We start from the raw sequence: 20,748 nt of genomic DNA, 5'->3' as shown, positions 1-20,748 counted from the left end.
TGGCTGACGTGGGTAGCTTGTGAAAGAATGCACAAGCAGGACGAGAGGGGCGAGATCTCGCCTTGGCTTAAAAATCGCATGGTTTCTGCGGTGAATCCATGCAGAAGGTGACAGGCGAAGAAAATTTGCCGATCTTTACGCTCGGTGGAGCTGTGGGATCGGGGAAGCAGGGGCGGAACAACGATGACCGAAAGCAGGAACTACCGGCTGGTGCCCGGCGGCGGTGACGCATCGGAGATCCCGCACGTGCTCATCGTTGGCGGTGGGTACCTGGGCATGTACACCGCGAAGCGGCTGGAGAAGAAGCTGGGACCGGGAGAAGCCCGCATCACCGTGGTGGACCCCAACTCCTACATGACCTACCAGCCGTTCCTGCCTGAGACGGCCGCGGGCAGCATCTCCCCGCGCAACGTCGTCGTCCCGCTGCGCAAAGTCCTGCGCCGCACCCGCGTCCTCAACGGCCGGGTCGTGCGCATCGAACACGCCCAGCGCCGGGTCGAATGCGTGACCAACGAGGGGGAGCGCCGCGAGCTCACCTACGACTACCTGGTCATGGCGGCTGGAGCAGTCTCCCGCACCCTCCCCATTCCTGGGCTAGCGGAGCACGGCATTGGCATCAAAACCGTCCAGGAAGCCGCCTATCTGCGCAACCACGTGCTGGAGCAGCTCAACATCGCTGACTCCACCGACGACCCGCGAGTGCGGCGCAAGGCGCTGAACTTCGTGTTCGTCGGCGGCGGGTTCGCGGGGGCCGAAGCCATCGCGGAGCTGGAAGACCTCGCCCGCGACGCCACCCGGATCTACCCGTCGATCAGCATCGACGACCTGCACTTCTACCTCATTGAGGCCGCCGACCGCATCCTGCCCGAGGTCGGCCCCGAGGTGGGCGCCAAGGCACTCCAGCAGCTCCGCAACCGCGGCATCGACGTGCGCCTGTCCACCTTCCTGGAGTCAGCGGTCGACCAGCGCATCAAGCTCAGCGACGGCACCGAGTTCGAAGCCGGCACCCTGGTGTGGACCGCCGGCGTCAAGCCCAGCCCGGTCGTCCAAGCCTCCGACCTGCCGCTGGGCCCCAAGGGCCACGTGGACACCACCGAATACTTGACCGTCAGGGGGGTGGAGAACGCCTTCGCGGGCGGCGACAACGCCCAAGTCCCGGACGGCAACGGCGGCTATTACCCGCCCAACGCGCAGAACGCGGTCCGCCAGGCCCCGGTCCTGGCCGACAACATCATCGCCACCCTGCGCGGCAAGGAACTCAAGCCCTACCGGCACAAGAACCTGGGGGCGGTCGCCGGACTCGGCATGTACAAGGGCGCGGCCCAAGTGTTCGGCGCGGTCAAGCTGACCGGGCTGCCCGCGTGGCTGGCGCACCGCAGCTACCACCTGCTGGCGGTGCCGACGTTCAACCGCAAGATGCGGGTCCTCGCCGACTGGACGCTGGGCTTCTTCCTGCGCCGCGACTTCGCGTCGATCCCGGAGATGAGCCAGCCCCGTCAGGCGTTCACCGAAGCAGCCCGCCCGCAAGTCGACGGCAGCAACCTGCGCCGCGTCTCCTGAACCGAGGCACTGCTTCCCGACGAAAAAACGACAGAAGGTAGTGGACCCGTTTCGAATCGGAACGGGTCCACAACACTTCGTACTCGATGGTGAAGTAAAACTCCAAACCACAGAAAAAGTGGCGTGGTGACCGGTATGCTAGATGCGCCCTCGTAGCCCAACGGTAGAGGCAGGCCCCCTAAAAGGGTCATAAGTGTCGGTTCGAATCCGACCGAGGGTACTCCTCACCCACCCGTCACGGTGGACTGAGAAACTCCCAGGTCCGGCTCCTGCATTCAGGACCGGGCTTTTTCTTTTGCCGCAACCCCTGGCGTCCATCCCCGACAAAACAGCCTTCCGGGTGCGAAATCCCCCACTGGGCGGGCCAGTTCGCGGGTAGAAACCCTCACACAGCCGACCGGTCTTTCCACCGACTCGAACCACCCGCACCTCACTTTCCCCCGGGGACGCCCACAAGGAGTCCCTTCTGGGTACTGGCCTAGTCCACCCGCGACACCACACCAGGGGGTCATCCATGGACGCCGTGACCAACGTTCCCGCACCCGTCAACGAGCCGGTCCTGTCCTACGCGCCCGGCAGCCCGGAACGCGCCGAACTCACCCGCTACCTCACCGCACTCGCCGACCAGCCCAGAGAACTCCCCATGACTATCGGCGGCACGCGGCGCCTCGGCGGCGGGGCACGCATCGACGTTGTCCAACCGCACCGCCACGCCTCCGTGCTCGGCATTCTCGGCAACGCCACCCACGAGGACGCCCGGGACGCCATCGCCGCTGCCCTCCACGCCGCCCCCGCGTGGCGGGACACCCCCTTCGACGAGCGGGCCGCGATCCTGCTGCGCGCCGCCGACCTCCTCTCCGGCCCGTGGCGGCAGCGCCTCAACGCGGCAACCATGCTGGGGCAGTCCAAGACCGTGATCCAAGCCGAGATCGACGCGGTCTGCGAACTCGCCGACTTCTGGCGGTTCAACGTGCACTTCGCCCGCCAGATCCTCGCAGAACAGCCGCTCGTCCACGCGCCGGGCACGTGGAACCGCACCGACCACCGCCCCTTGGAAGGGTTCGTCTACGCGATCACCCCGTTCAACTTCACGGCGATCGCCGGAAACCTCCCCACCGCGCCCGCGCTCATGGGCAACGTCGTGGTGTGGAAACCGTCCCCCACCCAGACGCTCGCCGCCTGCCTGACCATGGAACTGCTGGAAGCAGCCGGACTGCCGCCCGGTGTCATCAACCTGGTCACCGGCGACGGCGTGGCGCTCTCCGAAGTCGCCCTCACCCACCCCGACCTGGCGGGCATCCACTTCACCGGCTCCACCCGGACCTTCCAGTACCTGTGGCGGACCGTCGGGGAGAACATTGCCCGCTACCGCAGTTACCCGCGCATCGTCGGAGAGACCGGCGGCAAAGACTTCGTGGTCGCGCACGCTTCCGCCGATGTCGACGTGCTCCGCACCGCCCTGCTGCGCGGTGCGTTCGAATACCAAGGCCAGAAGTGCTCCGCTGCCTCCCGTGCCTTCATCGCCCGCTCGGTGTGGGAGCGGATGCGTGACGACTTCCTCGCCCAGGTCGACGCGCTCCCCATGGGCGACGTCACCGACTTCCGCAACTTCCTGGGCGCAGTCATCGACCGCCGCGCCTACGACCGCCTCGCCCGCCTGCTCGACCGGGTGCGCACGGATCCGACGATCGACGTGCTCGTCGGCGGCACTGCCGACGACAGCGTCGGCTACTTTGTGCGCCCCACGGTCCTCCTCGGCAGCGACCCGAGCCACGAGGTGTTCACCACCGAGTACTTCGGGCCGGTCCTCGCGGTCTACGTCTACGACGACCACGCCTACGAGGAGGTGCTCCGCCTCGTCGACCGCGGCGCACCCTACGGGCTGACCGGCGCCATCATCGCCACCGACCGGGCTGCGATCCTCGCGGCGACCCGGCAGCTGCGGTTTGCGGCGGGCAACTTCTACATCAACGACAAGCCCACCGGGTCGATCGTGGGACAGCAGCCGTTCGGCGGCTCCCGGGCCAGCGGCACCAACGACAAGGCCGGGTCGATGGCGAACCTCATGCGGTGGACCAGCCCGCGGGTGATCAAAGAAACATTCGTCCCGCCCACCGACCACCGCTACCCGCACCAGGACTGAGGGCAGGGGGACACCGGCATGCTTCGCACCCTCCTGCTGCTCGCGGCCCGCTCGCCGCGCTGCCGCGACTTCGTGACCCGCTCCCCGCTGACCCGGGGCGTGGTCCGCCGGTTCGTCGCCGGAGACACGCTCGACGCGACGCTCCCTGTCCTCCGCCAGCTCACCGCTGACCGCCACGTCACCGTCGACTACCTGGGGGAGGACATCACCGACGCTGAGCAGGCCAGCCGCACAGTGGACGCCTACACGCACCTGCTCACCGCCCTGGGAGAGCACGGCCTGGCCCCGCGGGCCGAGGTGTCGGTGAAGCTCTCCGCGCTCGGCCTGGCGCTGCCCCGCGACGGTGCACAGCTCGCGTTGGACCACGCCCGGCAGATCTGCGCGGCCGCTGAAGCGGTGGGCACCACGGTCACCGTGGACATGGAAGACCACACCACCACGGACGCCACCCTGGACATCGTGCACCAGCTCCGCGTCGACTTCCCCCGGACCGGGGCTGTGCTCCAGGCCTACCTGCGGCGCACCGAAGCCGACTGCCGGGACCTGGCCGTGCCCGGGTCGCGGGTGCGCTTGTGCAAAGGCGCCTACGACGAGCCTGCTACGGTGGCCTACCGCGACCGGGCCGAAGTGGACCGCTCCTATGTGCGCTGCCTGCGCATCCTCATGGACGGCCCCGGCTATCCCATGGTGGCCACCCACGACCCGCGCCTCCTGCGGATTGCCGCGTTCCTCGCAAGGTCCGCCGGGCGCAGCGCGGACTCCTACGAGTACCAGATGCTTTACGGAGTCCGTACCGACCTGCAGGCGGCTCTGGCCGATCGGGGCGAGCGGGTGCGGGTGTACGTGCCGTACGGTGAGCAGTGGTACGGCTATTTCATGCGGCGACTGGCTGAACGCCCCGCGAATACGGCGTTCTTCGCCCGCGCTCTCTTCGCCGGGGGAGCCGTGCGATAGGGTCGCCGTGCGGTGCGACCGGAAAACGGGAACCCCTTTGCTAGCGGGATCCGTTACGTTGAATGGCACTGGTATCTCGCCGTTGAGAGGTGCAAACACGATTATGCGGAAGCGCAGCAGTTCCAATCCCGTGATCAAGCGGGCCCTGGCTAGCGCTCCGGGAGGCGCGGGCTACTACGCGCAGCCCGGCTACGGCCAGCCCTACGCGTCGCAAGGGTACGGCCAGCCCTACGCGCAGCCTGGTTACGGACAGCCCGGTTACGGACAGCCGGGCTACGGACAGCCGGGCTACGGCCAGCCCTATCCCCCGCAGGGGTACGGCCCCGCCCCGTACCCGGCCCAGCCTGGTTACGGTCCGGCGGTTCCCGGCACCCGCCCGGTCACCATCGACGACGTGGTGATGCGCACCGGGTTCACGCTCGGCACCGTCGTGCTGGGCGCCGTCCTCACCTACTTCATGGCGATGCTGGTCAACCCGGCCCTCAGCGTCGTCATGCTGGTCATCGGTGCGATCGGCAGCCTGATCCTGGGCCTGGTCATCTCCTTCACCCGGTCCACCAACCCGGCGCTGATCCTCATCTACGCCGGGCTGGAAGGCCTGTTCGTCGGCGGTTTCAGCTTCGTCCTGGAAGCGTCGCTCGCCGGATCCGGGGTGGCTCCCGGAGGCCTTGTCGTGCCTGCGGTCTTCGGCACGCTGTTCGTGGCGGGCATCATGCTCGCGCTCTACAAGTTCCAGGTCATCCGGGTCACGAACACCTTCGTGAAGGTGGTGACCGCGGCGCTGCTCGGCTTCCTCGCCCTGGTCCTGGTCAACCTCATCGTGGGCATCTTCGTCCCGGGCGGCCTGGGCCTGCGGGAAGCCGGACCGCTGGGCCTGCTGGTGAGCGCCGTCGCGATCGTGCTGGCTGCGCTGGTGCTGGCCATCGACTTCCGCGACGTCGAGGAGGCCATCGCGTACGGTCTGCCGGAGAAGGTCTCCTGGCAGCTCGCGTTCGGCCTGACTGTCTCGCTTGTCTGGCTGTACATCGAGATCGTGCGTCTGCTGTGGATCATCCAGTCAATGTTCAGCGAATAACGCACGGTCCAGAGCAGGACAGGGTGCCTCTCCCCTGGGCGGGAGGGGCACCCGTTTTTGTACGGCCCCCATGCGGGCACCTGCTGCGGGGCAATGCCCTCGAGCGCCAGTCTTCGGCCGAGCCGTCGTTGAGCGGGCGCGCTCTTTTCCGCGGCCCAGCAGGGCAGGGGGAAACTCCTGCGGGGAACGGAGTCCCGAGGGGAAAACTGCTCTGTTGCTCCGCGTATTCACAGGCTCCGCGGACCCTTTCCCCAAGGGAGAGAAGGAAGTCCTTTCCCCGGGGGAATGGCGGGGACGCTCTTTCCCGAAGGGAAGAAACCGGTCCTCCGGGGAGCGTGGAGAAAGAGTAAAGCGGGGCATTCACGTGAATGCCCCGCCGGGAATTGTCCGCGGTGCGCGGTACTTCTGGGGTCAGCTCAGCCGTTCGAAGATGGCGGCCATTCCCTGCCCGCCGCCCACGCACATGGTCTCCAAGCCGAAGGTCTTGTCGTGGAACTGGAGGGCGTTGATCAGCGTGGTGGTGATCCGCGCCCCCGTCATACCGAACGGGTGGCCGATAGCGATGGCGCCGCCGTTGACGTTGAGCTGGGAGTCGATGTCGATGCCCAGGTCGTCCGCGGACGGAAGCACCTGCGCGGCGAACGCCTCGTTGATCTCCACGAGGTCGATGTCGCGGATCGACATGTTGGCGCGGGCCAGCGCCTGCCGGGAGGCCTCGACCGGTCCCAGCCCCATGATCTCGGGTGACAGCGCGCTCACCCCGGTCGACACGATCCGGGCCAGCGGGGTGATGCCCAGTTCAGCGGCCTTCCGGTCGCTCATGATGATCAGTGCGGCCGCGCCGTCGTTGAGCGGGCAGCAGTTCCCCGCGGTCACCGTGCCGTCGGGGCGGAACACCGGGTCCAGGGCGGCGACTTTCTCGTAGGTGGTGCCGCGCCGCGGACCGTCGTCGGTGGAGACCACCGTGCCGTCAGGCAGGGTCACCGGGGTGATCTCCCGCTCCCAGAAACCGTTGTCGAGCGCCTTTTCCGCCAGGTTCTGCGAACGCACCGCGAATTCGTCCTGGCGCTGGCGGGAGACGCCGCGCAGCTGCGCCACGTTCTCCGCGGTCTGCCCCATAGCGATGTAGATGTCGGGGAGCTTGCCCTCTTCCCGCGGGTCGCGCCAGGGTTCTGCACCGCCCTCGGCGCGGCGGGCGGTGCGTGCCTCAGCCTCGGCGAACAGCGGGTTCTTCGTGTCGGGCAGCGTGTCACTGTTGCCCTTGGTGAAGCGGCTGACCATTTCCACGCCGGCGGAGATGAAGACGTCGCCTTCCCCGGCCTTGATGGCGTGGAACGCCATCCGGGTGGTCTGCAGGGATGAAGAGCAGTAGCGGGTGATGGTGGTGCCCGGGACCGAGTCCAGACCGAGCTGCACCGCGACAACGCGGGCCATGTTGAAGCCCTGTTCGCCACCGGGGAGCCCGCAGCCCAGGAGGAGGTCGTCGATGGTGGCGGGGTCCAGTTGCGGGACCTTGGCGAGCGCCGCGGAGATGATCTGCGCGGTCAGGTCGTCCGGGCGGATGTCCTTGAGGGACCCCTTGAAAGCCCGTCCGATGGGAGAGCGTGCCGTAGCGACGATGACGGCTTCAGGCATGCCTCGGCCTTTCTAGGAGATGCTGACGGGAGTCCACCCGCAGGTCACGGGCGGCTGCGACCTCGTTACCCAGAACGCTAGCCAATCCGACTTCCTACGGACGCGGCCGGGGTCGCTTTAACCGAATTGGAATCGGTTTCTAGTTTGTGGGTGTCTGCTGCGGGGGCCGTGTCCCGGCGCAGCAGCCGCGCCCACAGGCCGAGCGAACCGCGCCTGTGCTCCTCCTGCCCGGCCTGCCGCACTTCGCTTCCGGCCGCCGCCACGGCTGCCGCCGCAGCCCGGTCCACCGGGAGCACCTCCTCGGCATCCGGCTCCGATTCCACCGGCTCCGGCAGCAGCCCCAAGGCCGAGCACAGTGCAGGGAGTACCACGGCCACCGCCCGCCCGTAGCCGCGTGCCGAAGGATGGAACCGGTCCGGACCGAACATCTCCTCGGGATACAGCGAGAACTCGTCCGAGAGGAGGTCGCCCAACGCCACCGTGCTCCCGCCCTCCTCCACCACCGCCACCGTCTGCGCGGCCGCCATCTGCTGGGACGCCCGCCGCGCAATAGCGCGCAGCGGCTGCGGGATCGGCTGCACCGTGCCGAGATCAGGACAGGTGGCCACCACCACTGCCGCACCGGAGGCCACCAGCTCCCGTACGACGACGCGCAAATGGGACACCGCGTCCGCGGGGCGGATCCGGTCGATGACGTCGTTGGCGCCGATGAAGATCACCGCCAGGTCCACCCGTTCGCCGCGCACCCGGTCCAACTGCGCCAGCAGTCCCTGCGAGGTAGCGCCGACTTTCGAGACGTCACGCAGCCGCACCGGACGGTCCGCCACCGCCGACAGCCCCGAAGCCAACTGCACGGGCGGGGTCTGCCGAGGATCGGACACGGCGAAACCCGCGGCAGTGGAATCGCCCATCATGAGCAGGGTGAGCGGCTCGCCCCCGCCCACGCCGTAGACCCCGTCGACCCGGGGACGCTGCCAAGGGGTGACCCCGATTGTCCGAGCGGCGATCTTGGCCTGCAGAAAAAGCAAGGCGACGGTGCTCGCCGCCAGCAGGGTCAACCCGCCGCCGCCGAACATGGTCGCCGCCATGATCCGCCGAGCCTGCGCTGCGCGTAGAGCCATGCGACCGCCTCCCACCGCGAAGCGAGAACCGTCTCTGTATCACGGGTGATACCCGAATACAACGGGGCAAGTCGGAAACGAGACGCGCAGCACTCCCTCCTCCTCCGCCGCAACGGTCCAGGTACAGCGGCGTATAGGGTCAGACGGACACCGGAGTACCGGTACCGCATGCCATGGCCGCCGTCGCATCCCCGACACCGCGGCGGCCCAAGGGGAGGAAAGGGAAGAGTTGATGCGGGTCTCCAACTCTTTGATCGAACTCGTCGGCAACACACCGCTGGTTCGGTTGAAGAAAGTCACGGCCGGACTCGCTCCGACTGTGCTGGCGAAAGTGGAGTACTTCAACCCCGGGGGATCGGTGAAAGACCGCATCGCCCTGCGTATGGTCGAAGACGCCGAACGGCGGGGCCTCCTCAAACCAGGCGGCACGATCGTGGAGCCCACCTCCGGAAACACCGGTGTAGGCCTGGCGATCGTCGCCGCGGAAAAGGGCTACCGCTGCGTCTTCGTCTGCCCGGACAAGGTCGGCGCCGACAAACTCGCGGTGCTGCGCGCCTACGGGGCCGAAGTCGTGGTCTGCCCCACGACCGTCGCCCCCGACCACCCCGAGTCCTACTACTCGGTCTCCGACCGCCTGGCCGCGACGATCCCCGGCGCGTGGAAACCCGACCAGTACTCCAACCCCAACAACCCGGAGTCGCACTACTACAGCACCGGGCCGGAGATCTGGGAGCAGACCGAAGGCCGCATCACCCACTTCGTCGCGGGGATCGGCACCGGCGGCACGATCACCGGCACCGGCCGCTACCTGAAAGAGGTCTCCAACGGCCGGGTGAAGGTCATCGGCGCCGACCCGGAAGGCTCGGTCTACTCCGGCGGCACTGGCCGCCCCTACCTGGTGGAGGGCGTGGGGGAAGACATCTGGCCCGCCACCTACGACACGAAGATCTGCGACGAGATCATCGCGGTCAGCGACAAGGACTCCTTCCTCATGACCCGCCGCCTCGCTAAAGAGGAGGCGCTGCTGGTCGGCGGCTCGTGCGGGCTCGCCGTGGTAGCCGCGCTCAAGGTGGCGGCCCAAGCCGGACCCGACGACGTCATCGTGGTGCTCCTGCCCGACGGCGGCCGCGGCTACCTTGGCAAGATCTTCAACGACGAGTGGATGGCCGACTACGGCTTCCTGGAGCCGGAGACGGAGGAAGCCACCGCCGGACAGGTCCTCGCCGCCAAGGACGACAGCCTGCCCGAGTTCGTGCACACCCACCCGCACGAGACGGTCGGCACCGCCATCGCCATCATGCGCGAATACGGGGTCTCCCAGCTGCCGGTCATGAAGGAGGAACCCCCGGTGATGGCCGCCGAAGTGGTGGGCGCCATCGCGGAACGCGACCTGCTCGACGCGCTGTTCAACGGCCGGGCCCAGCTCGGCGACCCCGTGGAGCAGCACATGAGACCGCCGCTGCCGGTCGTCGGCTCCGGGGAGCCGGTGAGCCGCTGCGTGGAACTGCTCCAAAGCTCGGGAGCGGTCGTGGTGCTCGAGGACGGCAAGCCTTCGGGAATCCTCACCCGCCAAGACCTGCTCGCCCACCTAGCGAGCTGACCGCGGCCCGCCCCACCCCGCGCGGCTGTTCTGGCAGAACCGTGCCCCTAGGGCCCTGGACCCCTCCCCACGGCCCTGGGGCACGGGAAGGGGCCTGCCCAGCAGGGCCGGGCGGGCCATGGGCCAGGCATGCCTGTCCTGGGTGGCATCGAGGCGGGAAGCGGATTTTGCCGGGCCCACCCTCTCAACAGCGGCAGCCGGGTCGTCTAGGGTTTCCTCAGTATTACTGACGAGTACATTACGGAGACGACCCCGTGTCGCGGCTGCTTTCCTGGATGGTGCGTACAGCTTGGTCCTGGGCACGGCGCAAAGCAGACATCCGCTACGGCTCACGTGCCGCCGCGCGCTTCGCCGCCTACGGTGAAGGCACCTCCATCGCCTTTCCCCCCGCCACCATCTTCGGGGAACCCTGGATCGCCCTCGGCTCCCACACCCTGATCGGGGCGGACATCACCCTCAGCGCCGGATACATGCCCGGACTCGACCTCGGACCCAAACCGCTCCTCACCATCGGTGACGGGTGCACGATCGGTCGCGGCTCGCACGTCGTAGCGCACCGCTCCATCGTGTTCGAAGACCACGTCTTCACCGGCCCCTACGTCTACGTCACCGACCAAAACCACGGCTACGCCGACCCCAACACCCCCATCGGCTACCAGTGGCCCACCGAAGCCCCGGTCCGCATCGGCGCCGGATCCTGGATCGGCGCGCACGCCGTGATCCTCCCCGGCGTCAACCTGGGCCGCAACTGCGTGGTCGCGGCGGGTGCGGTAGTGCGCCCCGGCACCTACCCCGACCACTGCGTGATCGCGGGCGTGCCCGGCCGCATCGTGCGCCGCTACGACCCCGAAACCGGGTGGAATCCGCCGCTCCGCACCGATGTGATCGTCCGCCGCGACGACGCTGACACCGAACCCGCTGCCGGATAGCCCCGGCGCGGACCGCCCCGCCGAGCCACGGAAACCCCGGCCGAGCGGGGTGGGACAGGAAAACATGAGACTGCCGGTACTACTGTGGCGCCATGAGTTACGAGGGGTTTGAGACACTGGCCATCCACGCCGGTCAGGAGGCAGACGCCGAGACCGGGGCCGTGGTGGTCCCCATCTACCAGACGAGCACCTACCGCCAAGACGGGGTGGGCGGGCTGCGCGGCGGCTACGAGTACTCCCGCACCGCCAACCCGACCCGCACGGCACTGGAAGAATGCCTGGCCGCGCTGGAAGGCGGGGTGCGGGGCCTGGCGTTCGCTTCCGGCATGGCCGCAGAGGACACCCTGCTCCGCACCATCGCCCGACCCGGCGACCACCTCATCATCCCCAACGACGCCTACGGCGGCACGTTCCGCCTCGTCTCCAAGGTCTTCGAACGGTGGGGAGTGAGCTGGGACGCCGTCGACCTGTCCAACCCGGAGGCGGTGCGGACCGCAATCCGCCCGGAAACCGTGGCGATCTGGGTGGAAACCCCCACCAACCCGCTGCTCAACATTGCGGACATCGCCGCGCTCGCGGACATCGCGCACGCCGCTGACGCGCTGCTGGTGGTCGACAACACCTTCGCCTCCCCGTACCTGCAGCGGCCGCTCAGCCTCGGTGCGGACGTGGTCGTGCACTCCACCACCAAATACCTGGGCGGCCACTCCGACGTGGTCGGCGGCGCCCTCGTGGTCGCCGACGCGGAACTGGGAGAGCGCCTCGCCTTCCACCAGAACTCGATGGGCGCGGTCGCGGGACCGTTCGACGCCTGGCTGACCCTGCGCGGCATCAAAACCCTCGGCGTGCGCATGGACCGGCACTGCGCCAACGCGGAACGCGTCGTGGAAGCGCTCGTCGGCCACCCGGAAGTCGCCGAAGTGCTCTACCCGGGCCTGCCCGACCACCCCGGCCACAAGGTGGCGGTCGACCAGATGCGCGCCTTCGGTGGCATGGTGTCGTTCCGCATGCGCGGCGGGGAGGAAGCCGCGTTGCGGGTGTGCGCGAAAACGAAAGTGTTCACCCTCGCTGAATCCTTGGGCGGGGTGGAGTCGCTGATCGAACACCCGGGGAAGATGACCCACGCCTCCACCGCGGGCTCCCTCCTGGAAGTGCCCAGCGACCTGGTCCGGCTCTCCGTGGGTATCGAAACCGTCGACGACCTCGTCAACGACCTGCTCCAAGCATTGGAGCCGTAGCCGGAAAGCCGTCCCGGGAGGCCCGACTCCCGGGACGGCTTCTCACCCGCGCGGAGCCGCTGCGGCGCCGCTCCTCCACGGCAACAGCCCCAGCCCGCTCATCTGTCGCGGCTGGTCCCTTCCACCGCCTATGATCCGCGCGGACCTTTCCGCCCGGCTCTGTCCGCTCCCGGCCTCCGCTAGGCCGCGGCTCGCGCTGTCTGCCGGGTATCCAGCGGGTGGCCCCCGACCCGCACCTCCGGATGGCGGGGGTTCCCACACGAACCGTGTCCGAACCGCTGCAAGGGAGTCCTATGCGCGTTTCTGCCCGCCACGCGGCCCTGCTCACCCTTCCCCTCCTCCTGTTCACCGCAGCATGCGAAGGCGAGGAGGACACTGCCGCACCGCAGTCCGACGCCGAGCCGACCCCGTCGGCTTCCCCCTCCCCCGAGCTGCCGACCCTCCACGAACTGGTGCGCGCCCACATCGCCGACACCTGGGAGTACGACGTCGACTATGCCGGTCGGTGCGAAACCTTGAGTGAAGAGGAAGAATTCTCCCTCATCCGAGGGGAGGGGATCTGCCTCAGCTTGTACGCGGACGTGGGGGACAGCACCGTGTTCGTCCTCGGCCCGCCCGCCACTGAGCCGTTCGAAGCGCTGCGGTTGACCACCCCGGACGGGGAGCACTGGGAACTGGTGGAGAACTTCGTCATCGAAGACCCGTACGGCCCCGGCCCCGACTGGCTGGACGAAGCGATCCGCATCAAAGACGACCCCAGCGCCTGGGAGATCACCGCGCCCACCCTGGCCGAAGTAGGGGAGACCTGGCTCGCCGACCGCTACCTGCCGCTGGACTGCGAGGCCACCGGTGAAGGCGGCCCGGACCACGAAGCCTGGTGCGTGCACGTCGAAGGCTCCGACGACGAGGAGAACCCGACCACCGACAGGGGGACGGTGCTCATCACCCGGAACGGGGAGCCATACCACCGGCTGTTCGCGGTCTTCACCGGAGAGGAATGGCGCCTCTACGACGAGTTCCCCGCCACCGAGTGACCGGCCCGGTCACCACCGGGAGCGTTGTGCCAGCAGGTCCCGCACCACGAACGACCCCAACTGGTCGGCGACCGGGCGGAGGGCGCGGCCGCCGTTGCGGGCCACGAGCGCGGTGACGAACTCTTCCAGCCGCGGATCGTCCGCCAGGGAGAACACTGTCATCCGCGCTCCGCGCCGGGTCATCCGGTCCACCTCCGCCAGTGTCAACTCTGTGGTGCGGGGCGAAGGCGGATACGAGAAGTACGGCAGCCCGTCCTCCTCCAGGTGCGCGGTCGGCTCCCCGTCGGTCACCACCAGCACCACCGGCTCGAACTCCGGGTGCCGGTCCACATGCCGTCCGGCAAGCAGCAGCGCGTGGTGCAGGTTCGTGCCTTGGACCGGTTCCGGCGACAACTCCGCCAGCTCGCGGGGAGCCAAGACCCGGGCATGGTCGTTGAACCCGATGACGTGGACCGCGTCCTGCGGAAACCGGGTGGACACCAGCGTGTGCAGCGCCAACGCGGTCTGCTTGGCCACCCCCCACAAACCGCGCTGCACCATGGAATACGACAAGTCCACGAGGAGGCACACCGCGGCCGCGTCGCGCCGCTCAGTCTCCGCCACCTCCATGTCCTCGGGGCGCAACCGGAGGCGGCCTTCAGAGGATGCGCCGCGCCGGACCGCGTTGATGGCGGTCCGCACCGCATCCAACGGCTGCTCGTCCCCGAAACGCCACGGCCGGCTGGCTCCGGTCAGCTCCCCGGCCGGGCCCCCTTCCCGCGTGTCGTGCGTGCCGGGACGCCGCCCCGCACCGGACAGTACGTCGCGCAGCGCCACCTCCCCGAGCGCCCGCACCGCCTTCGGGGTGAGCTGCACCCGGTCGCGCGACCCCGACAGGTAGCCCCGGTCGCGGAGCTCCCGCTCCAGGGCGCGCAGCCGCGCCACATCCTCGGCTGCGGACCGGCCCAGCACCCGCTGTAGTGCGGCCGTGTCGATGTCGTCCAGCCGGGCCCCCGCGTACCCTTGGCCGAGAGCCTCCTCCAGTTCAGCCAGGTCAGCGAGTTCCGCCACCGCAGTGGTGGCGTCGCCGAGCCCGAGCTCCGCGTCCCCGTCGACCGCGACCCCGCCGGACCAGACCAGGTCGGGGCGGCGGGCCCGCAGCCGCTCCCCGAGCCGCTGGACCGCGTCGGCCAGCCCGGCGTCCCGCATGACCTGCGCGCTAAGCGCCAGCAGTTCGGCCCGCTGCTCGGGGGTCAGCGAGTCGAAGAGCCGCTGCATGGCCGCGGAACGGCAGGCCAGCACGTCCACAAGCTCGTCGAGGGTACGCGGACGGTCCGGGAAGAAGTCCCCGAACTCGGCCATGAACCGCTCGAAGTCGGCCTGGGTGTGCTCCCCGCGGTCGTCCGCGTCCAGCATCCCGTGCAGCGCGTCCAGCATGGCGCGCACCCGCTGCAGCTCCTCAGGCGTGCCCCGGGCCATGGCCTGCCGCATACCGCGGAACTGGGCGTCGAGGATTTCGCGGCGCAGCAGCTCCTGGAGCTGGGTGAACGTCTGACGGGCGTCCGGAGAGCGCCACTGGTAGCCGGCGAGTCGCCGGATCGCCGCGGCCGGATCAGCGGGCAGGTCGTCGAGCTCCCGTTCCCGGAGCCGGGCTTCGTCGCTCGGATCCGGGAAGAGCACCGCCCGCTCCTGGCCCACGGCCTGGTCCAGCAGGCGGCGCGCCTGGGCGAGCGTGCCGTCCAGCCTGCCCTGCGAGCGGAGCTGCTCCTTCCGTTCCCGCACGTGGCGCAGCAGCTCGTCCAGTCCGCGCACCCCGCGGGTGCCGCGGCGCAGCAGATCACGCAGCGCCCGCGTGGGCGACGCACCGGCCAGCACCGCACGCCCCAGCGCGTCCACCGCGGAACGCACGTCGAAAGGGGGACGCAACGGGTCGGGGCCGTCCACGTAACTCCGGTAGCGGAATCCGCTCATCTGCGCCTATTCCGGTCAGATCCGGTACCGGGCCCCGTGCGGCAGCGTGTCCTTCGACAGCCTCCGGCTCAAATACAGGCCCTCCAACGCGAGTTCCACCGCGGCCGCCGCATAGCCGGGAGCCGACACCGGATCGTCGTCGCTGTCCGGGGCGACCCGCTTGACGAGCTCCGCCAGCCCGGTGAACGGGCCCACCCGTGCGAGGAGCTCTTCCGCACTCACCAGATCCCCCGACTCCACGGCCGCACCGGAGGAGAAGCGCTCGGTGAGCGGTCCCAAGTCCACTCCGCTGAAGACACGACGGAACGTGTCGTAGACGGCGCGGTTCAGCAAGTGCTCCAAGACCGCGTTCTCCCGGCCCTCCTCGGACAGGTCGAACTCCACCTTGCCGCGCAGCACCGCCGTAATACACGGCAGGTCGCAGACCCGCGCCACCGCCTGCTCGCCAGTCATCGCGGCACGGCGCTCCGCGGAGGCAGCCACCGTCTCCACTGCGGCGATCGCGAACCGGGCCGACACCCCGGAGCGTTCATCCACGGACGGGGACTCGCGCACCAGCCGGGTGAACCGGGCGACCGCTTCCACCAGGTGCGGGGGGACACGCACCTCCGGCGACAGCCGGCTCTCCTGTTCGGTCAAGGCGATCTCGTCGTCGAGCTCCACCGGGTAGTGGGTGCGGATCTCCGCGCCGAACCGGTCCTTGAGCGGGGTGATGATCCGGCCCCGGTTGGTGTAGTCCTCCGGGTTGGCGCTCGCCACCACGAGCATGTCCAACGGCAGCCGCAACTGGTAGCCGCGGATCTGCACGTCCCGCTCTTCAAGCACGTTGAACAGCGCAACCTGGACGCGCGCGGCCAGGTCAGGCAGCTCGTTGATGCAGAACACGCCCCGGTTCGACCTCGGTACCAGGCCGTAGTGCACCGTCTCCGGGTCGCCGAGGCTACGCCCTTCCGCGAGTTTGACCGGGTCGATGTCGCCGATGAGGTCGCCGACGCTGGTGTCGGGGGTCGCCAGCTTCTCGCTGTACCGCTCGTCGCGGTGCCGCCACACGATAGGCAGGTCGTCGCCGTATTCAGCGACCATCCGACGGGCTTGAGGGGAGACCGGCGCGTAGGGGTGGTCGTTGAGCGCGCAGCCCGCCACGGCCGGGCTCCACTCGTCCAGCAGACCCGTGAGCGTACGGATCAGCCGTGTCTTTCCCTGGCCACGTTCACCCAGGAGCACCACGTCATGCCGGGCAAGGAGGGCCCGTTCGAGTTGCGGCAGTACGGTTTCAGAGAACCCCACGATCCCGGGGAAGCGTTCCTCCCCCGACCGGATCCGATGCAGGAGATTTTCGCGGATTTCGTCTTTGACTGACCGGTAGCGGTGCCCCGAAGCGCGCAACGCGCCCAGGGTGTGCGGAAGGTCGACGTGATCGGGCACACCTTCGAGTCTATTCACCGCATCGCGGTTGTGGCGGACACAGGTGTGCGGAATCCCACGCCCCCTGCCACGGCAGAAGACGGCGCCATGCCTGACCCCCGGGATTCTGGGGTAAAGGGAATGTTCCGCATGCAAGGAGAACCGGCAACAAGAGAGAATGGCGATGCCCGTGAGAGACCGCTCACGGTAGACGGCGAGGAGGCGACAGTGACCCGGTTCAGCGACGCCCTGGCTACCGGGGTCGACCTAGTGAGCGCGGCTGAACGCGCAACCAGGCAGGCGCTTGAGCGACTCGACGGCCCAGCCGACCTCGTCTGCGTGTTCGTCAGCGGTATCGACCCGGAGGAAGTGGCGCTCGCTGGGGAACGTGCCATGGCCCTCGCCGAGGGGGCGACCACGATCGGCTGCAGCGCCGGCGGGGTGATCGGCGGTGGGCGGGGCACCGAAGGGCAGGGCGCGGTCAGCGTGTGGGCTGCGATGCTGCCCGGCGTCACCATGACCCCGTTCGAACTCGCCGCGATCGCGGAAGGCGACCAGCTCGCGGTCATCGGCGTGCTGGAACCCACCCCCGCGGACCAGGCGGCGCTCCTGCTGGCGAACCCGTACGTGTTCCCCACGCACACGTTCGTGGAGCACAGCAACACGATCCTGGACGGTCTGCCTATCGTGGGCGGGCTGGCCGACGGCACCTATGGCGGCGACAGCGTCCGGCTGTTCCTGCAGGGCGAGACCGTGCAGGCCGGGGCCGTGGGACTGCTGTTCGGCGGGAACGGAGTGCTGGGCACGGTGGTGAGCCAGGGATGCCGTCCCATCGGCCCCTCCATGGTCGTCACCAAAGCCGAGGACAACGTCCTCATCGAACTGGCGGGCACCCCCGCCTACGCGAAACTGGAGTCCATTGTGAGCGCGCTCCCCCCGGAAGAGCAGCAGCTCGTCGCGGACGGACTCCACATCGGCATCGCTATCGACGAGTACGCGGACCGGCACGAAAGCGGCGACTTCCTGATCCGGGGCGTGCTGGACGCTGATCCGGAGCAGTCGACGATCACCATCGGCGATGTCGTGGACGTGGGGCAGACCGTCCGCTTCCAAGTCCGCGACCAGGCCACCGCAGACAGCGATCTGCTGGAACGGCTGCGGTTGTTCGCTCACGACACCGGCGGCACCGCGGAAGGGGCCCTGCTGTTCTCCTGCAATGGCCGGGGCAGCGGGATGTTCCCGAGCGCCGACCACGACGTACGCCGGGTCCAGCAGATTCTCGGGATTGATGCGGTCGGCGGTTTCTTCGCGGCAGGAGAGATCGGCCCCGTTGCCGGACGCAACCACCTGCACGGTTTCACCGCGTGCATGCTGGCGTTCCGGGGGTGACGGCCCGGCCTCCCGCGGACGGCGCGGCCGCGACCGCCGAGACTAAGGGGTGTGGATGACGACGGTGCGCGCCATCTTGTCGTGCAGTGCCTGAGCCTGGCTGTCGCCGGCGATCACCAGACAGGACACGCACAGGAAGAGGTGTCCCAGGCACAGCAGGGAGTGCGGGAAGCCGAACACCGCGCTGCGCAGGGCGCTTTGTCCTTGGCTGAGCGGGGTGCCGGTGGCGCTGATCACCCGCAGCCGGGTCATTATCTTGCCGGGGGTGCGCCCAGTCGCGGCGAGGAAGAACCAGTCGTACAGGAACGAGGCCAGTCCCCAGCCGAAGAGGAACAGGAAACCGAACGTGGCGTCGAAGGTATCCGAGGTCTCCTCCAGGCCGGGGTAGGCCAGGAAGACGAGAAACAGGATTCCGAACCCGAGCAGGAACACGAGCACGCTCAGGAGGAAGTAGTCGATGATCCGCGCCCACAGGCGGCGCCCGAACCCGGCGAGGGGCATCCCCGTGGGGACGTGGATGCGAGCGTGCGGGGGATGCGGGACTGCGGGATAGCCCCCGCTCCCCCCGGCGGGATAGGGATGCGGAATCCCGTGCGGCTGTCCAGAAGGGTGGTTCCAGGGAGGAATAGTCACCCGAACATTATCGCTAGTTGTCGCGATATGTGGGGCTCGTGGCTTTCGCCTCCCTCCCCGGGCTAGCCGCGGATGACGTAGGTTCCGGCGACCTTGTCGTGGAGGGACTGTCCCCGGGAGTCCCACAGCGGCCACAGGCAGTCGACGAAGAACGTGATCATGGGGAACGAGAGCAGCGCGAAGAAGAAGTAGCGCCCCAGCGCGCGGCCCACGGACGGGGGCGTCCCCGTGTTCGCGGCGATCACCCGGATGCCGAGCATCCACTTGCCGATGGTCTTTCCCCACTTGGCGTGCGGCAGCGACCAGTAGGCGATGGCGGTGGCGAACGCGGCGAACAGCGCCGTGAGCACGATGGTGATCGCGGCAGGGCTCATCGTGTCCGAGTGGATGTATTCGGGATAGGCGATGTTGTCCACCAGTGCGGCGACTAGGGCGCCGATAAGGATCACCCCGAAAGTGAGCACCTGCGCGAGGACCGAGTCGATGAGGAAAGCGGCGACCCGCCGCCCCCAACTGGCAACCTCGGGCGGCTGCGGGAACACGCCGGGCGGAGGCGGGTAGGCCCCGTGCGGGAAAGGCCCCGGGGGCGGGGGAGGCCCCAGGTAGGGCGACGGGGGTTGAGCGGGCGACGGGTGCGGGTGCGTCATAGTGGGGCACTCCAGACGATGGCAACCAAGAGCAGTGAACAGGACGATTATGACGTCTTTCCTGTGGTGCGCTCCCACTCGAGGAGTGGCCGCCAGTGTCCACTGCGTTCCCGACGCCACCGCACAACGCGGAAGGGGTGGCTCTCGGCCACCCCTTCCGCGTTGTGCTTGTAGGGGTTATGAGCCGCCGTTGTACGGAACGGCGTCGAGGATTTCTACGGTCGCTTCCTTACCGCTCGGAAGCTTGTAGGTGACCTTCTCCCCGACTTTCTTGCCGTTGATGGCCTCCCCCAGCGGGGATTTAGGGGAGTACACGTCGATGGGTGCCCCGCTCTCTTCCCGGGAGGCGAGGAGGAAGGTCATCTCTTCCTCGTCGCCCTCGAACTTGATCGTCACCGTCATACCAGGGCCGACCACGCCTTCGCGCTGCGGAGCTTGGCCGACGCGCGCGTTGCTCAGGATCGACTGCAGGTGGGCGATGCGGGCCTCGATCTTCCCCTGCTCTTCCTTGGCCGCGTGGTAGCCGCCGTTCTCCCTCAGGTCGCCCTCTTCCCGAGCGGCTTCGATCCGGTCGGCGATCTCGATGCGACCAGGCCCTGACAAATACTCCAGCTCGGCAGTGAGCCGGTCGTACGCCTCCTGAGTGAGCCAGGTGACGTTGTCATCACGGGTCTCGGTCACGGGAACTCCCTCGATGGTTCTAGGGACCGCGCTCGGGGCGCGGTAGATGAAACTACGAGATTAGCATCGAGCCCATCAATCGGCGTGACGTTGCGTAACGGCAACCGACGCCCGGAATCCCGCTGGACAGCGCGATGCGGACGCCCGACCGGAGTCAGGTTGAGGGCTCGATATCGGTGCTCCTCTTGTCGAGGGGCGGTTGGGAACTACTTGTGGACAGGCTCGTTTGAGAAAGCTTGTTCCCTGCAAGAGACGACTTGTACCGTCGTAGCGCGACGAACGGTGTCGATTGTTGCCTCCACTTCCCGTAGTCCCCCCTCAACAGTCACTTCGGTTGTTCCGACTTCGACGTGGTACTCGTCGTAGGCGCGGATCAGACAGCGCGCACCCGAACTGCTGTTGGTCTGGAAGGAGATTCGAGCCTCCGTGTCGGAGACGATCCGCCACGCGAACGTTTGATGATGCACCTGCCCCAGCGTGTTGCCGCTGTAGCTGAAGAGAGCAGCACCCCAGCCGATCGTGAAGATGATGGCGGCGATAACGCCGAGCACGAAGAAGAACGGCTGGTTGCCGAGGCGTCGCCGCGTGCCCGAGACCGGCTGGGCGGCGGCACGCAAAGGGTTGTCGGGCTGGGGCGGCATAGGGAATCTCCGGAAGTGGGACCTACAGTTGTCTAAGATATCCCTGCCTTAGCAGGCTCACACTCCGCCCGTGCTGTTTCGCGCCGCGCCAGCGCGGACCAGCGGGCTGGCGGG

At 68.4% G+C, this 20,748-nt stretch carries 17 protein-coding genes and 1 tRNA gene; 10 read left to right on the top strand and 8 right to left on the bottom strand.

Annotation, left to right across the window (positions count from 1 at the left end):
* Nucleotides 1-183: 183 nt before the first annotated feature.
* The 5 genes from TF1_RS11265 (at nt 184) to TF1_RS11245 (ending at nt 5,732) form a co-directional block, all read left to right on the top strand.
* Nucleotides 184-1,560 carry an NAD(P)/FAD-dependent oxidoreductase gene (locus tag TF1_RS11265; RefSeq protein ID WP_011290879.1) on the top strand — a complete coding sequence of 459 codons (1,377 nt, stop codon included), beginning with the start codon at nt 184-186 and terminating at the stop codon, nt 1,558-1,560.
* Nucleotides 1,561-1,706: 146 nt separating this feature from the next.
* A tRNA-Leu gene (locus tag TF1_RS11260) sits at nt 1,707-1,780 on the top strand.
* Nucleotides 1,781-2,074: 294 nt separating this feature from the next.
* A complete protein-coding gene (gene pruA, locus TF1_RS11255; protein ID WP_011290880.1) occupies nt 2,075-3,703 on the top strand; it encodes an L-glutamate gamma-semialdehyde dehydrogenase in 1,629 nt (542 codons plus the stop codon).
* An 18-nt stretch (nt 3,704-3,721) separates the two neighbouring features.
* The gene (locus tag TF1_RS11250; protein WP_011290881.1) at nt 3,722-4,657 is read left to right on the top strand and encodes a proline dehydrogenase family protein; all 936 of its coding nucleotides are present in this window, start codon (nt 3,722-3,724) and stop codon (nt 4,655-4,657) included.
* Nucleotides 4,658-4,760: 103 nt separating this feature from the next.
* Nucleotides 4,761-5,732 carry a Bax inhibitor-1/YccA family protein gene (locus TF1_RS11245; RefSeq protein WP_011290882.1) on the top strand — a complete coding sequence of 324 codons (972 nt, stop codon included), beginning with the start codon at nt 4,761-4,763 and terminating at the stop codon, nt 5,730-5,732.
* A 411-nt stretch (nt 5,733-6,143) separates the two neighbouring features.
* On the opposite strand, the gene TF1_RS11240 is transcribed toward TF1_RS11245, so the two are convergent.
* The gene (locus tag TF1_RS11240; protein ID WP_011290883.1) at nt 6,144-7,367 is read right to left on the bottom strand and encodes an acetyl-CoA C-acetyltransferase; all 1,224 of its coding nucleotides are present in this window, start codon (nt 7,365-7,367) and stop codon (nt 6,144-6,146) included.
* A 77-nt stretch (nt 7,368-7,444) separates the two neighbouring features.
* Nucleotides 7,445-8,488: an SGNH/GDSL hydrolase family protein gene (locus TF1_RS11235; RefSeq protein WP_011290884.1), complete on the bottom strand. Its 1,044-nt coding sequence runs from the start codon at nt 8,486-8,488 to the stop codon at nt 7,445-7,447.
* A 232-nt stretch (nt 8,489-8,720) separates the two neighbouring features.
* On the opposite strand from TF1_RS11235, the gene TF1_RS11230 reads away from it, so the two are divergent.
* The 4 genes from TF1_RS11230 (at nt 8,721) to TF1_RS11215 (ending at nt 13,289) form a co-directional block, all read left to right on the top strand.
* Nucleotides 8,721-10,088 (top strand): cystathionine beta-synthase, encoded by a 1,368-nt coding sequence (locus TF1_RS11230; RefSeq protein WP_011290885.1) that lies wholly within the window; start codon nt 8,721-8,723, stop codon nt 10,086-10,088.
* A gap of 254 nt (nt 10,089-10,342) precedes the next feature.
* On the top strand, nt 10,343-11,017 hold the full coding sequence (locus tag TF1_RS11225) for an acyltransferase (protein WP_011290886.1): 675 nt from the start codon (nt 10,343-10,345) through the stop codon (nt 11,015-11,017).
* 92 nt (nt 11,018-11,109) lie between these two features.
* Nucleotides 11,110-12,255, top strand: a complete 1,146-nt coding sequence (locus tag TF1_RS11220; RefSeq protein ID WP_016188177.1) for a cystathionine gamma-synthase — start codon at nt 11,110-11,112, stop codon at nt 12,253-12,255.
* A 293-nt stretch (nt 12,256-12,548) separates the two neighbouring features.
* Nucleotides 12,549-13,289, top strand: coding sequence for a hypothetical protein (locus tag TF1_RS11215; RefSeq protein WP_011290888.1), 741 nt, complete (start codon nt 12,549-12,551; stop codon nt 13,287-13,289).
* A 9-nt stretch (nt 13,290-13,298) separates the two neighbouring features.
* On the opposite strand, the gene TF1_RS11210 is transcribed toward TF1_RS11215, so the two are convergent.
* Together TF1_RS11210 and TF1_RS11205 are read right to left on the bottom strand one after the other, a co-directional pair.
* On the bottom strand, nt 13,299-15,239 hold the full coding sequence (locus TF1_RS11210; RefSeq protein ID WP_061783877.1) for a vWA domain-containing protein: 1,941 nt from the start codon (nt 15,237-15,239) through the stop codon (nt 13,299-13,301).
* Between the two features lie 15 nt (nt 15,240-15,254).
* Nucleotides 15,255-16,664 carry a sigma 54-interacting transcriptional regulator gene (locus tag TF1_RS11205; RefSeq protein WP_061783876.1) on the bottom strand — a complete coding sequence of 470 codons (1,410 nt, stop codon included), beginning with the start codon at nt 16,662-16,664 and terminating at the stop codon, nt 15,255-15,257.
* A gap of 207 nt (nt 16,665-16,871) precedes the next feature.
* Here TF1_RS11205 and TF1_RS11200 point away from each other — a divergent pair, with 207 nt between their 5' ends.
* Nucleotides 16,872-18,032 carry an FIST signal transduction protein gene (locus tag TF1_RS11200; RefSeq protein ID WP_016188180.1) on the top strand — a complete coding sequence of 387 codons (1,161 nt, stop codon included), beginning with the start codon at nt 16,872-16,874 and terminating at the stop codon, nt 18,030-18,032.
* 42 nt (nt 18,033-18,074) lie between these two features.
* Here the strand turns inward: TF1_RS11200 and TF1_RS11195 are convergent, their stop codons facing one another.
* From TF1_RS11195 to TF1_RS11180, 4 genes are all read right to left on the bottom strand, one after another.
* Nucleotides 18,075-18,665 (bottom strand): RDD family protein, encoded by a 591-nt coding sequence (locus tag TF1_RS11195; RefSeq protein WP_227480992.1) that lies wholly within the window; start codon nt 18,663-18,665, stop codon nt 18,075-18,077.
* Nucleotides 18,666-18,727: 62 nt separating this feature from the next.
* The gene (locus tag TF1_RS11190) at nt 18,728-19,312 is read right to left on the bottom strand and encodes an RDD family protein (RefSeq protein WP_011290893.1); all 585 of its coding nucleotides are present in this window, start codon (nt 19,310-19,312) and stop codon (nt 18,728-18,730) included.
* Between the two features lie 177 nt (nt 19,313-19,489).
* A complete protein-coding gene (gene greA / locus TF1_RS11185; protein WP_011290894.1) occupies nt 19,490-19,993 on the bottom strand; it encodes a transcription elongation factor GreA in 504 nt (167 codons plus the stop codon).
* Nucleotides 19,994-20,199: 206 nt separating this feature from the next.
* Nucleotides 20,200-20,634, bottom strand: coding sequence for a DUF4307 domain-containing protein (locus TF1_RS11180; protein ID WP_011290895.1), 435 nt, complete (start codon nt 20,632-20,634; stop codon nt 20,200-20,202).
* Between the last annotated feature and the right edge of the window lie 114 nt (nt 20,635-20,748).

This window comes from Thermobifida fusca NBRC 14071 = JCM 3263 (genome assembly GCF_001592045.1).
GTDB lineage: Bacteria > Actinomycetota > Actinomycetes > Streptosporangiales > Streptosporangiaceae > Thermobifida > Thermobifida fusca.
This window is presented reverse-complemented; position numbering and strand designations above follow the sequence as displayed.